Here is a 13,310-nt window from a genome sequence, read left to right on the forward strand (position 1 = left end):
ATCCCGAGGCGACCGATCGCGACAGTCCCGGGGGCATGGCGAACCCTCCGGGACGGGCGACGGAGGGCCCCGCTCACGGGGTGGGTCGCGGCGCCAAGGAGCGGAAGTACCACCGGCCCCTGTGGGTCGAGGAGCCCGCACGTCGGCGTCGCTTGCCGGATCCGGTGCGGACGGCGGCCGTGCGAGCGGTCCTCCTCATAGCCGTGACGCTCATCCAGGCGATGGTGGCCTTCCTGTGCACGATGGCGGGGTCCTGGCTGGCGTTCCCGATGGTGATCAGCAGTGTGGTCAGCACGATCGCGGCCACCTGGGGTGTGCTCGACGTGTGGGTGACGCGCCAGGTCTGGAACCAGCGCAACGGGGTGGTGTCCGTGCCGAGCAGCACGGCGCGGGCCCTGCGGCGCGAGCGGCGCCGGACGCGGCGGCAGGAGCGGGCCGCCGAGCGGGCTCAGGGGCGGATACGCAGCCGGGGTGGAGCCGGCCAGTTGTCCCACTCGTAGGGCCCGTGGCGGCACCGGACGGGGGGTGCTCGCCGGGCACCGCTCCGAGGCCGCGGCCGCCACCACTCCCGGCGCCGCGCCGACGGACGGCTGACGGCTGACGGCTGACGGCTGACGGCTGACGGAGAACCTTACGAGAAGGGGGACCCGAGGGTGAGGCCTCCCGGGCCTAGGAAACCGGGCGTTTGAACATCCTGGTCGCCGTGATCTCGCTGTGCACGGCTTCCCCGGCGGGAGCCTCACGCGGCAGGCCCGGGCGGAGGTGTTCCTCGACGCTGATGTACTTGAGGCCCGCCCTGAGGTCGGCGTCGTTGCGCATGCGGATGACCAGGGGAAACTCGGCCAGCGCGGTGGTGTCGAACAGGCCCGTGGTGTACAGGAGCTGGACGCCCAGGGCGTCCGACACCGCCCGCTGGAGTTCCAGCAGGTACGTGGCGTTGGCGCGGCCGATGGGGTTGTCGAGGAAGAGCGTGCCGGCGTGCCGGTGCTTGTCGCGGCCCCGGTCGTTCGAGCGGAGCGCGGCCATCGTGCAGTAGAGGGCGATGGCCGCGGTGAGGAGCTGCCCGCCGGAGAAGACGTCGCCCATCTGCCCGACGGGAACCCGTTCGGCGCGCAGCACCGCGTCCGGCTTGAGGATCTCGACCGCGACGCCCTTGGGCTGCAGGGCGGCGGCGACGCCCCGCAGCAGCAGGGACATGCCGTCGCGGCGCATGTCGGAGTTCTTCTTGACGGCGGCGCGGGTCGCCTCGTCGATGACCTCGCCGAGCCGCTCGGTGAGCGTGGCCTGGTCGGGCTCCTCGAAGCGGATGCGGAGGAATTCCTGCCCGGACCATTCGCCGAGGCCCTCCGGCAGCCGGGAGAGCCGCTGGGCGGAGCGCAGGGTGGCCAGGGCCGACTCGACGAGGCCGCGCAGGCGGTCCACGATCGAGTCGCGGTTGCGCTCCAGCTGCTCCAGTTCGTCGGTCAGGACGCGGAGCCGGGGCGCGAAGGCGTCCGCCCACTTCTGGGCGTGCTCGGGCAGCGCGGAGGCGGGCAGTTCGCGAATCTGCTGGCGGGCGGGGGTGCGGACCTGTTCGTAGCGCGTGGAGTTGGCGTGCCGGACGAGGATGTCGCTCGCCTCGCGCACGGCGGACTCGGCGGCGGACAGGTCGGCGGCGCAGCCGCGCAGGGAGCGGCGGGCTTCTGCGGCCGCCTGCCGGGCCTCCTCCGTGGTGCCGGGGTAGGGCTCGGGCTCTTCGTGCTCCTCGTCCGTCGTGTGCTCGCGCAGCAGGTCGCGGAGCATGGCAGCGATCTCGTCGAAGCCGCTCGCCGCGTCCTCGGCGGCGCGGTGGGCGTCGAGGAGTTCCGTGTGCGCCTCCCGGGCCCGGTCGAGCGCCTCGGTGTGGGAGGCGAGTTCGGCCGTGGCGGTGCGCAGCAGGGTCTGCGCGTGTTCGGCGTCGCGGGGCCGGAGGTCCTCGGGGAGGTCGGTGTGGGCTTCGCCGTCCTCGGGTGCGAGCCGTTCGGCTTCGCCGCGCAGCCGTCCGAGCTGCTCGCTCGCGGTCGACATCCGGGTCTCCAGGAGCTGCACGAGCTCCTCGGCGCGGGCGGCGGCGGCCTGGCGGCTGGGGCCGTCGGAGCCGTCGGTGGATTCGAGGAGCTGCTCCGCGCGCGTACGGACCTTGTTGCTCAGCCGGTCCAGCTCCGCCCGGGCCGCGCTCTCGTCACTCTCGGCGCGGGCCTGCTCGGCCCGCAGGTCGGCGCCGACGCCGACCTGCTCGTACAGCTGTGATGCCGCCCTGTAGGCCTCGCGGAGGGCAGGCAGGGAGGCCTTGGGGGTCTGGGTGTCGTCCTCGGGCACGTCGTCGGGCGCGCCGGCGATCTCGGAGCGCTCGGCGCGCAGCGCGCGGGCCGTGCGGCGAGTGTCGTCGGCGGCGCGCTGGGCGGCACGACGGTCTTCGTCGGCGGCCCGAGCCCGCTCCAGGCAGGCCTGGGCGCTCGCCTCGGACTCGGCCGCCTCGTCGGCCAGTTGGCGCAGCTTGACCTGCCAGCCGGCCCGCTCGCGCAGGCGGAAGGCGAGCCCCGCCAGAGCGTCGGCGGAGCGGCGGGCCTTCTGGGCGGCTTCCTGGCGCTCGTCCCGGACGCGCGCGGCCTCGGCGGCGACCTCGTCGGCCTCGGCCCGCACGGTGCGGGCCTCGGCCAGTTCGGCCTCCGACTCCTCGGCGAACGTCCGGGTGGCGTGGGCCGCCTGGGTCAGTTCGGCGAGCCGGCCGGCGGGGCAGCCGGTGCGCCAGGAGGCGAGCCGGGCGGCCAGCTCACGGTCCTTGCCGAGCCGGGCGGCGAGGGTGCGGATCTCCTCGTCCCGCTCGGTCGCCCGGGCGCGCAGTGCTTGCCGCTCCTCGTCGGCGGCGTGCTCGTCGTGCATGGCGGGGTTCGGCGGCACGAGGAACACGTCGCCGTTGTCGCTGTCCGGTGCCGGGGTCGGGGCGAGCAGGGCGGCGGCGGTGCCGACCGCCACGGCGGAGCGGGGCAGCAGCGCGGCGTCGCCCAGCGCCTCGCGGGCCCGGGCGTGGGAGTCCGGGTCGGTGATGATCACGCCGTCGACGAGTTCGGGCCGGGCGGCCAGCACGCGTGCGTGGTCGGCCGGGTCGACGGCCTGGGCGAGGTAGCGCCAGCCGGGCAGCGCGGGGATGCCGTGCTCGCCGAGGAACTCGACCGTGGCCAGCACGTCCGGGCCGGGCGGCAGCAGCCCGCCGTCGCCAAGCGCGCCGAGGATCCGGGAGTCGTCGGCGGCGGCCGTACGCAGCTCGAACAATTGTCGCTCGGCGGAGGAGACGGTGTCGTCGAGCAGGTCGCGCAGGGAGTCGGCGAAGCGGTCGAGTTCTTCGGCGGTGAGTCCCTGCTCTCCGGGGGCCGACGGCATGACCGGCTCGCTGTCCGTGCCGTGGCGGGGTTGCGGGATGCCCGGGCGGGGCTCAGGGGTCAGGCTGAGCAGTTCCGCCAGCCGCTCCTCCCTCGCCAGTGCCTGGGCGGTGCGGCGCTCGGCCTCGTACGACCGCTCGGCCGCTGTCGCCGCGTCGGCAGCGCGGGCCGCGGTCAGTTCGGCGCGGTTCTCGGTGGAAGCGGCTTCGCGGGCGTGCTCCGTGGCCCGGCGGGACGCCTCGCGGGCCGCGTCCCAGGCCGCGACGGCGGACTTCTCGGCGTCGCTGGCGGCCAGGGCCGCCCGGGCCGGGTCGGCGTCGGGTGCGGTGTCGTCGAGCCAGCCGGCCCGGACCGCCTCGGCGGTCTCCTGCTCGACCTCGGCGAGGCGCTGCTTGAGGTGACCGATCTCGCTGCGGGCGCGTTGTGCCTGCGTGGCGGCGGCGGTGGAGTCGCGGTAGGCCGCGTCGCTGACCTCCTGGAGGGCGGCGGAGCGCTCCTCCTCCTCGTTCGCGTGGCTCTCCGCCTTCTCCGCGGCCGCGTGCAGGGCCCGTACGAGGTCGACAGCGGCCTTGGAGCGGGCGGCCAGTGCCGGGGCGGCGTCCCGCTCGGCCTCCTGGATCGCGGCGGACACACGGGTGACGCGGTCGGAGGCGGCACGGTGGCGCAGCACGACCTCGGCGGCCTGCCAGGCCGCGTACAGCGTGCGGGCGTCGGCGAGCTCGCGCTTCTGCGCGGCAGCGGACTTCTCCGCTCCGGCGAGCGCCAGCGAAGCGTGCCGGTAGGCGAGTTCGGCGGAGATCAGCGCGCTGCGCTCGCGGGCCGCCTCGGCGTGCGTGACGGCGTACGCGGCGGCGGTGACGCGCTGGGCCAGGTCGGCGGCCCGGACGCGCTCCCGTACACCGCGTGCGGAGAGACGGCGGGCCAGGGTCCGGGTACGGCGCTCGGCTCCGGCGTGGATGTCACGCGCGCGTGAGCGGGCCTCGGCGGCCTCCACGATGCGTCCGAGAAGGTCGACGGACCCGGCGGTGAAGTCGCGTTCGGCGATCAGCTCGGCGCGCCGGCCCAGCTTGTTGCCGAAGCCGCTGACCAGGTCGGCGAGCCCGTCGGTGTCGCGCGTGTCGGTGACGGCACGCAGCAGCAGATCGGTGAAGTCGGCGTCCTTCTTGACCGCGAAGAGGCCGGCGGCCTCACCTTCGTCGGCGTTCATCTCGCGCTGGTAGCGGAAGAGTTCGGGGTCGAGGCCGAGGTCGCCGAGGTGCTCGATCCAGCGGTCGTGGATCTCCTCCCAGTGGACCTCCAGGTACGGGTACGTCTTGCCCGCCTCCGTGAGGGCGTCCCGGAAGCCCTTCATGGTGCGGCGCCGCCCGCGCGCACTGGACTGGCCCTCGACCGGGGCCCGTACGGCGGTGGCCTCCGCCACGGGGAGGTTGTCGAGGCTCAGTCCGGGCCCGGGGCGGAAGGAGTACCAGGCCTCGGCGAACTTCCGCGGGTCGTTGGAGACCTGCCGCCCGCGCCACTCGCTGACCTTGCCGACGACGACGCACTCGCCGGTGAGCACGTGCTGCCACTCCAGCGCGACGTGCCCGCAGTCGTCGGCGAGCAGGAACTTGCGCAGCACGCCGGAGCTGGCGCCGCCGAGGGTGTTGCGGTGGCCCGGCAGCATCACGGAGAAGATCAGCTTCAGCAGCACCGACTTGCCGCCGCCGTTCTCCAGGAAGAGCACGCCCGCGGGGGCGGGCCGGCGCGGCGGGCCGGCCGGCTCCTCCTCGAAGAACTCCGCCTGCGTGGGCGCGGGGTCGGGCACGATCCCGCCCACTCCCCGCAGGTCGAGCACGGTGTCGGCGTAGCGCGCACCGGCCGGCCCGATCGAGTAGAGGCGGACCCGGGACAGCTCGTACATGGCGGACTCTCGTAAGCCTTGAAGAAGTGAAGTGAACTGAGGTGCGATGAGGTGAGTGAAGCGGTAGTTCAGGAGTGGAACGGCAGCCCGGCGTCGGCGACCAGCTCCAGGTCGTCACCTTCCTCGGGCGGCAGCAGCGTCGGTGTGCCGTCGGTGACCGGGACGACGCCCAGCTCCAGCAGCTCGGCCAGGGCGGCGCTGCCGGCCAGGTCGCGGACCTGGAGCTGGTAGCGGGCGGTCGTGCGGTACGTGCCGCCGTGGTCGTCGCCGGTGCGCTGGAGGAATCCGGAGTCGGTGAGGAAGGCGACGGCCTTCGCGACGATGCCGGTGGTCGAACCGGCGAGCCGGCGCGCGTCCTTGGTGGCGCCGGTGGCGCTGCGCCGCACCCAGATGCGCCAGGCGGCTTCCAGGCCGGGTGCGTCGGTCGCCGGGTCGGTGTTCTCGCCCTGTTCGTCGGCGCGTTCCTCCAGCCGGCGGCAGGCCTGGCGCACGAAGGCGTCGACGCCGTTGACCGTGACCCGGCCGATGTAGCCGTCGTCGGCGAGGTCCTCGGGGCGCGGGAACGCCATGGCGGCGACGGCGAGATGGGCGAGACCGTGCAGGAACCGGTCGCCGCCGTCGGCGGACGTACGACGCGCGTAGTCGCCCATCCGGACGGCGAACACCGAGTCCTCGGCTGCGGTCACGGCCATGCCCGCGCGCGGGGACACCTCCAGGACGATCAGCCCGAGACCGGTCGCCACGGCGTCCGCGAGCCGCGCGAACGGCGGGTCCTCGCGGTACCGCCGCAGCAGGTCGGCGTACTCCTGGTCACGGGCGGGCTGCAGCTTGGGCTGCAGCCCGAAGGACACGAGCCGAGCCGCGTCGGCGGCGTCGGCGGGGGTGACGGCGGCGCCGGCCGCCGGGGCCGGTCCGTCCGGCTCGCTCCACTCGACATGCTCGCTCACGGTCGGGGCTCCTTGTGCCACTCGTACTGACTCATGCTGCTTCCGTCCGGTCCGCCGCCATCCCCGCCGCGTCCAGCAGTGCGGTGCCGACGATCAGATCCGCCCCGCCGAACTCCGGATCGTCGAGCTGGGTCCCGTCGTCCACGGCGAACAGCAGCTTCTGCTCGCCCTGGCGATAGGCCGTACCGACCGGCGGACTGGCGGCGTGCACCGCCAGCAGGGCCACCAGGTAGGGCAGCTCGGGATCCTGCCGCCGGGCTTCGGCGAGCAGCCCCGACAACCGGCGCGGCGCGTCCGCCGGAAGGTCGAGCAGCTGCTGCGCCGCCGCCATCTGCTCCTCGCTGAACCGGCTGTCGTCCGGCGTGGCGATCAGGTCGGGCTCCGGCATCTCCGCACCCAGGTGCTCTCGCTCCGCCGGCGGCGTCAGCAGTATGTCGACCAGGTCTCCGACCCGGACGGAGACGGGCGTGCGCAGCCCGGTGCCGCGGCCGAAGAAGGCGTCCGTGACGCGGACGGCCTGCTCCAGCGGCAGCGGCAGCACGGGCGAGAGGAGATGCCCGTACAAGTCCGTGCCCGAGGTCGTCATCGGGGTGGCGAAGGCCTGCCGGTCCTGCTCGGCGCGGAACAGCGGCCCGGCCTCCAGCAGCCGGGACTGCAGCTGTGTGTGCCGCCGGATGCAGTCCTTGACGATGTCGACGAGCTCGGCGGCGCGGCGCTTCTGCTCTGGATCCTCGGACTCGTCACGTGCCTTGCGGATGTTGGTGAGGATCGCGTTCTCGTGGCGGTAGCGGTCGGCGACGTGCTCCAGTGCCTCGGCGATCATGTCGGGCACGGTGGCGAGCCAGTCCACCGCGCGCACGTTGCGCCGGGTGGCCTCCAAGGCGCGGCGCAGGGTCTCCGAGTACTGCACGGTGCGGTAGCGGGCCTGTTCCGCCGCGAGCTGGGCGTCCGCGAGCCGGCCGCGGCTGATCAGCACCTCCAGCTTGACCTCGGCGGCGATCTGCGCACTGGTGACGTCCGTGTCGAGGGCGCCGACGAGGACGTTGACCGCCTCGTCCGTCGTGCGGAGGTAGACCGTGCCGCCGGGGCCGGGGACCTCCTCGATCAGCTTGAAGTCGTAGTCACGGCGCACATACGTGCCGTCGGCCCCGAACGTGCCGTACACCGCGCGGAAGCCGCGGTCGACGCTGCCGACGTTGATCAGGTTCTCCAGGACCCAGCGCGCCACCCGCTCGTGCTCGGCGGCGGGCCGCTGCGCGGCCTGGGCGGCGATGCGCGGGATGAGGCGGGCGACGATCTGGTCGTGGTCCGCGCCCGTGTCGAAGTCCATGTTCAGGGTGACCAGGTCGATGGCCGCGAGGGCGACCTCCGCCATGCCGTACACCGAGTACTCGCCGGCCAGGTTGGCCTTGCGGGCGTCCAGGTCGTGCAGCGGCGCGGTGCAGGCGAGCGCGCGCAGCCGCCGCGCCAGGCCCTCGTCGGCGGCCGGCCCCGGGGCGGGGCGCGGCCCCGCGCTGAGCTGGGGCGGAACGCTGTCCGTCGATGCAGGCGAAGTCACGGTGCACAGACTAGGTCCTGGGTCTGACAACAACCCAAACGACGCGGTACGCCCCCTGCGCCGCCGTCCTCACCCGTCCTCGCCGACCCGCCGCCGGTACACCTCGACCACGCGCTCCAGCGAGTCGTCGAGGTATCCGACGAGCAGGCTCTCGGCCTTCTCGCGGTCACCACCGTGAAGAGCCTCGAGAATCGCGACATTTCGCGCGATATACGGCTCATGCAGACGCTGCGGCTCATCCACCACGTGGAAGGCCAGCCGCAGTTCGGCGAAGACGCTCCGCATCAGCTCGGCGGTGCGCTCGCTCGCGGCGAGAGCGACCAGTTCCCGGTGGAAGTGGATGTTGGCCGTACCCACACTCTTCCAGTCACCTTCCCGAGCCGCCCGGCGCCCCTCCTCCACCGCACCGGTGAGCCCGTCGAGGCCGTACGGGGGCTCGCCCAGACCGCGCACGACGGCGCACTCGACGAGGCGCCGGGTGCGGTAGATGTCCTCGACGTCCTCCACGGTCAGGACCCGGACGAAGACACCCCGGTTCAGCTCGTGGACGAGCAGACGCTCGTGCGTGAGCAGCCGGAACGCCTCGCGCAGTGTGTTGCGGGAGACGCCGAGGGCGCCGCCGATGCTGTCTTCCGACAGGCGTGTGCCGGGAGGGAAGTAGCCCTCGGCGATCCGACTCCTGAGGATGTCCGAGACCCGCTCCGCGGTGCTGGTGCGCCCCAGGAGAGCCCGGTCGTCGGCGAGGTCCTTCAGCTGCTCTGCCATGCCGGAATTCAATCGCAGATCCCAAGAACGAACCAACAGGGGTATTGAGGGATCGTTGAACAATCCTCTACGGTGCTACGCACGGCGTCGCTCCCCCACCGCGGCGCCGCCCACTTCCGCACGGCACGGCTCACCCCGAAGCACCCTCCGTCCTCCCACTGCGAGGTGCCCATGAGCACGACCCCTCCACCGCAGGCCCTGACCGACGACACACGCCCCGCGAGCCCCGAACGTGCCTCGGACGACGGGGCGTTCGGCTGGCTGCGCGCGCTTGGCCCGCGTGGCCGCCGCGCCTTCGCCGGCGCCTTCGGCGGCTATGCCCTGGACTCGTACGACTACTTCACGCTGCCGCTGAGCATGGTCGCGCTGTCCGCCTACTTCGGCCTGAACAGCGGCCAGACGGGTCTGTTCACCACGGTCACCCTCGTGGTCTCCGCGGTCGGCGGGGCCCTCGCGGGCGTCCTCGCCGACCGTGTCGGACGGGTGAAGGCGCTGATGGTCACGGTGATCACCTACGCGGTGTTCACCGTCGCCTGCGGTTTCGCGCCCAACTACGAGACGCTGCTGGTCTTCCGCGCCCTCCAGGGCCTCGGCTTCGGCGGCGAGTGGGCGGTCGGCGCGATCCTGGTCGCCGAGTACGCCGGCGCCAAGCACCGGGGCCGGACGCTCGGCGCGATCCAGAGCTCCTGGGCGGTGGGCTGGGGCATGGCCGTGATCGCCTACACCGTCATCTTCTCTGTGGCCGGCGACGACCTGGCCTGGCGCATCATGTTCTGGACCGGGGCGCTGCCCGCGCTGCTCGTCATCTGGCTGCGGCGCAGTGTGCACGACGCCCCGGAGGCGGCTGCCGCGCGCGAACGGAGCGCGGAGAAGGGCTCGTTCACGGCGATCTTCAAGCCCGGCCTGCTGCGGGTCACGATCTTCGCCGGGCTGCTGTCGACCGGTGTCCAGGGCGGCTACTACACGCTGGCCACCTGGGTGCCGACGTATCTGAAGTCCGAGCGCGACCTGTCGGTGGTCGGCACCGGCGGCTATCTGACGTTCCTGATATCGGGCGCCTTCATCGGCTACCTGACCGGCGGCTACCTCACCGACAAGCTGGGCCGGCGGCGCAACATCTGGCTCTTCGCCCTGCTCTCGGCGCTCTGCATCCTGGCGTACGCGAACATCCCGAGCGGCGCCAACACCCTGCTCCTGGTGCTCGGTTTCCCGCTCGGGTTCTGCATGTCGGCGATCTTCAGCGGCTTCGGGTCCTACCTGAGCGAGCTGTACCCGACGGCGGTGCGCGGGACGGGGCAGGGCTTCACCTACAACACCGGCCGCGCGGTGGGCGCCGTGTTCCCGACCATGGTCGGGTTCCTGGCCGACAGCTGGGGCGTCGGCGGCGCGCTGGTCTTCGGTGCCATCGGCTACGGCATCGCGGCGCTGGCGCTGCTGGGTCTGCCGGAGACGCGCGGGAAGGAGCTCGCGTGAACCGCACGAGTACCGACGACCGCCCCCTGCTCCTTCTCGACGAGCACGCGCACACGTGGAGCCCCGCAACGGCCCGGTCCCGTTTCCGGAAGGGCCTGACCGGGCCCACGGCCGGGGTCGCCGCGGGCCACACCCAGGTCAACCTGATCTCGGTGCCCGCCGACTGGGCCTACGACATGCTGCTGTTCTGCCAGCGCAACCCCAAGCCCTGCCCGGTCCTCGACGTCACGGACCCCGGCTCCTGGACGACCGTGCTCGCCGACGGCGCGGACCTGCGCACCGACCTGCCGCGCTACCGCGTGTGGCGGGACGGCGAGCTGGTGGACGAGCCGACGGACGTGCGCGCCCACTGGCGGGACGACCTGGTGTCGTTCCTCATCGGGTGCAGCTTCACCTTCGAGTGGGCACTGGGCGAGGCCGGCGTGCCGATCCGCCACGTCGAGCAGGGGCGCAACGTCCCGATGTACGTGACGAGCCGCCAGTGCCGCCCGGCGGGGCGACTGCACGGACCGCTGTTGGTGTCCATGCGGCCGGTACCGCCCCGGCACCTGGCGGCGGCGATCCGGGAGAGCAGTCTGCTGCCGGCGGTGCACGGCAGCCCCGTGTACTGCGGCGATCCCTCCGGCCTCGGCATCGACGACCTCCGCCGCCCCGACTTCGGGGACCCGGTGGACGCCGAGCCGGACGACATCCCGGTCTTCTGGGCCTGCGGAGTGACCCCGCAAGCGGCCGTGATGGCCTCGCGTCCGCCGTTCGCCCTCACGCACGCCCCGGGGCAGATGTTCCTCACCGACGCCCGCGACGAGCAGTACCGCGTGGCCTGACAGGAGACACGGCACATGACCTCGATCGACCTGAACGCCGACCTCGGCGAGGGCTTCGGCCGCTGGCGGCTCACCGACGACGAACGGCTGCTGTCCGTCGTCACCAGCGCCAACGTGGCCTGCGGCTTCCACGCCGGGGACGCGGTCACCATGCGCCGGGTGTGCGAGCTGGCAGCCGAGCGCGGGGTCCGGATCGGCGCCCAGGTGTCCTACCGGGACCTGGCCGGGTTCGGGCGGCGCGCGATGGACGTGCCGCCCGCCGAGCTGGCGGCGGAAGTCGCCTACCAGATCGGCGCGCTGGAGGTTTTCGCGCGCGCGGCGGGCGCCCGTGTCGCCTACGTGAAACCGCACGGCGCGCTCTACAACCGGGTCGTGCACGACGAGGAGCAGGCCGCCGCGGTCGTCGACGGCGTGCTCCTCGCGGACGCCGCGCTGCCCGTGCTCGGGCTGCCCGGCTCGCGCCTGCTGGTGCTGGCCGGGAAGGCCGGACTGCCGGTCGTCACCGAGGCGTTCGCGGACCGGGCGTACACCGACGCGGGCACCCTGGTGCCACGCACGCTGGAGGGCGCCGTGGTCACCGACCCGGACGCCGTCGTGGAGCGCTCCCTGGCCCTGGCCCGTTCCGGAGAGGTCGTCTCCCGCTCGGGCAGGCGCATCGAGGTACGCGCGCGCTCGCTGTGCCTGCACGGCGACACACCGGGCGCGGTGGAGCTGGCGCGCCGGGTGCGCGAGGGTCTGGAGGCCTCCGGGGTCTTGGTGGAGGCCTTCGCATGAAGGTGCTGCGCGTCGGCGAGGACGCCCTGCTCGTCGAGGTCTCCTCGGGCGACCAGGCCCAGGCCCTGCACGCGGAGCTGCTGCGGCGCCGCGCGGAGGGATCGCTCTCGGTCCGCGAGATCGTGCCCGCGGCCCGCACGGTCCTCCTCGACGGCCTCGACGCCCCCGCCCGGCTGGCCGCCGAACTGACCGCCGCCGACCTGCCGTCCGCTCCCCCACGCGTGCGTGACGTGGTGGAGATCCCGGTCCGCTACGACGGCCCGGACCTGGCCGAGGTCGCCGCGCACTGGGGCGTGCCGGTGCGGGAGGTCGCGCGCATCCACCGCGGCACCGAGTTCCGGGTGGCCTTCTGCGGTTTCGCGCCCGGCTTCGGGTACCTCACCGGGCTGCCGTCGCGTTACGACGTCCCGCGCCGGGCCACTCCGCGTACGGCTGTCCCGGCCGGGTCGGTCGCCCTGGCGGGCCCGTACACGGGCGTGTACCCGCGCTCCTCGCCGGGCGGCTGGCAGCTGATCGGCACGACGGACGCCGTGCTGTGGGACCACGCGCGCGTACCGGCCGCCCTGCTGTCGCCGGGCACGACGGTGCGATTCGTCCCCGGGCCGGGGTCATGACGGACCGCGCACTGGCCGTCGTCCGGGCCGGGGCCCTCACCACCGTGCAGGACGCGGGCCGTCCCGGGCACGCCCATCTCGGCGTCCCCCGCTCCGGGGCGCTGGACCGGCCCGCCGCCGACCTCGTCAACCGGCTCGTCGGCAATCCGCCGGAGACGGCCGTGCTGGAGACGACCCTCAACGGCTGTGCCGTACGACCCCGTTCCACCGTCACCGTGGCGGTCGCGGGCGCGCCCTGCCGGGTCACGGTGGACGGACGGCCCGTCGCCTGGGGCGCACCGGTGCGCGTGCCTGCCGGGGCGCTGCTCGACGTCGGTCCCGCCGTGTCGGGCCTGCGCGCCTACGTCGGAGTCTCCGGGGGCATCGCGGTCGAGCCGGTGCTCGGCAGCCGGTCGACGGACCTGCTGTCGGGACTCGGTCCGCCCCCGCTCGCGGGCGGGACGGTGCTGCCCCTGGGCCGGCCGGCCGGCGCGCACGCGCGCGTGGACGTCGCGCCGCAGCCGGCGCCACCGGCCGAGCTGGTGCTGCGGGTGACGCTCGGCCCGCGCGACGGCTGGTTCACGCCCGAGGCCGTACGGGCCTTCGTCTCCCGGCTCTACCGGGTGTCCTCGGCGAGCAACCGCATCGGACTGCGCACGGAGGGCCCCGCCCTGGAGCGGGCCCGGCCGGGTGAACTGCCCAGCGAGGGGATGGTGCTGGGCGCCGTGCAGGTCCCGCCGGACGGCAGGCCGGTGGTGTTCCTGGCCGACCACCCGACCACCGGGGGCTACCCGGTGATCGCCGTGGTTCGCACGGCCGACCTCCCGGCGGCCGCCCAGGCGGTACCCGGCACGCCGGTCCGCTTCGTGGCCGTACGGCGCCGTTAGGACCGGCCGGGACGGGCGTAGCCGGCCAGGTCGGTCTGGGGGACGGCGACGGCGGCAATGCCGAGGCGCGCGGCGGCGGCCATGCCGCGCACGCCGGGGACGAAGGGGCCGGCGAGGTGGACGACATCGGCACGGCGCTCGACGAGGGTGGCGGTCAGGCGGCGGCTGGGGGGAGCGACGCGCACGTGGGG

General features: G+C 73.9%; 10 protein-coding genes and 1 pseudogene. 6 read left to right on the forward strand and 5 right to left on the reverse strand.

The genetic code is table 11. The features are described from left to right. Window positions 1-35: 35 nt before the first annotated feature. Complete coding sequence (locus tag C1J00_RS25275) at window positions 36-500, forward strand: hypothetical protein (protein WP_245936495.1); 465 nt, start codon at window positions 36-38, stop codon at window positions 498-500. 169 nt (window positions 501-669) lie between these two features. Here C1J00_RS25275 and C1J00_RS25280 read toward each other — a convergent pair whose 3' ends face one another. From C1J00_RS25280 to C1J00_RS25295, 4 genes are all read right to left on the reverse strand, one after another. Beyond that, complete coding sequence (locus tag C1J00_RS25280) at window positions 670-5,298, reverse strand: coiled-coil domain-containing protein (RefSeq protein WP_102911347.1); 4,629 nt, start codon at window positions 5,296-5,298, stop codon at window positions 670-672. A gap of 68 nt (window positions 5,299-5,366) precedes the next feature. Continuing rightward, the gene (locus C1J00_RS25285) at window positions 5,367-6,245 is read right to left on the reverse strand and encodes a hypothetical protein (protein ID WP_102911348.1); all 879 of its coding nucleotides are present in this window, start codon (window positions 6,243-6,245) and stop codon (window positions 5,367-5,369) included. A 31-nt stretch (window positions 6,246-6,276) separates the two neighbouring features. Further along, entirely contained in the window at window positions 6,277-7,803 is a 1,527-nt protein-coding gene (locus C1J00_RS25290) for a hypothetical protein (RefSeq protein WP_102911349.1), read from the reverse strand. Window positions 7,804-7,872: 69 nt separating this feature from the next. Further along, entirely contained in the window at window positions 7,873-8,568 is a 696-nt protein-coding gene (locus tag C1J00_RS25295) for a GntR family transcriptional regulator (protein ID WP_102911350.1), read from the reverse strand. 171 nt (window positions 8,569-8,739) lie between these two features. On the opposite strand from C1J00_RS25295, the gene C1J00_RS25300 reads away from it, so the two are divergent. Genes C1J00_RS25300 through C1J00_RS25320 form a run of 5 tightly spaced genes read left to right on the forward strand, consistent with a single transcriptional unit; the run spans window position 8,740 to window position 13,119 of the window. Further along, window positions 8,740-10,041 (forward strand): MFS transporter, encoded by a 1,302-nt coding sequence (locus C1J00_RS25300; RefSeq protein ID WP_102911351.1) that lies wholly within the window; start codon window positions 8,740-8,742, stop codon window positions 10,039-10,041. Then, the gene (locus tag C1J00_RS25305; RefSeq protein WP_102911352.1) at window positions 10,038-10,865 is read left to right on the forward strand and encodes a putative hydro-lyase; all 828 of its coding nucleotides are present in this window, start codon (window positions 10,038-10,040) and stop codon (window positions 10,863-10,865) included. Before C1J00_RS25300 ends, C1J00_RS25305 begins: the two co-directional genes overlap by 4 nt. Window positions 10,866-10,880: 15 nt before the next feature. Beyond that, window positions 10,881-11,639: a LamB/YcsF family protein gene (locus C1J00_RS25310; protein ID WP_102911353.1), complete on the forward strand. Its 759-nt coding sequence runs from the start codon at window positions 10,881-10,883 to the stop codon at window positions 11,637-11,639. Beyond that, window positions 11,636-12,253 (forward strand): 5-oxoprolinase subunit B family protein, encoded by a 618-nt coding sequence (locus C1J00_RS25315; protein WP_102911354.1) that lies wholly within the window; start codon window positions 11,636-11,638, stop codon window positions 12,251-12,253. The genes C1J00_RS25310 and C1J00_RS25315 overlap by 4 nt, the downstream gene beginning before the upstream one ends. After that, the gene (locus C1J00_RS25320) at window positions 12,250-13,119 is read left to right on the forward strand and encodes a 5-oxoprolinase subunit C family protein (protein WP_102911355.1); all 870 of its coding nucleotides are present in this window, start codon (window positions 12,250-12,252) and stop codon (window positions 13,117-13,119) included. Before C1J00_RS25315 ends, C1J00_RS25320 begins: the two co-directional genes overlap by 4 nt. Before the next feature lie 11 nt (window positions 13,120-13,130). Here C1J00_RS25320 and C1J00_RS25325 read toward each other — a convergent pair. Beyond that, window positions 13,131-13,310, reverse strand: a pseudogene (locus C1J00_RS25325) (glycosyltransferase family 1 protein); the annotation flags it as partial.

The organism is Streptomyces cahuitamycinicus (genome assembly GCF_002891435.1).
Classification (GTDB): Bacteria; Actinomycetota; Actinomycetes; order Streptomycetales; family Streptomycetaceae; genus Streptomyces; species Streptomyces cahuitamycinicus.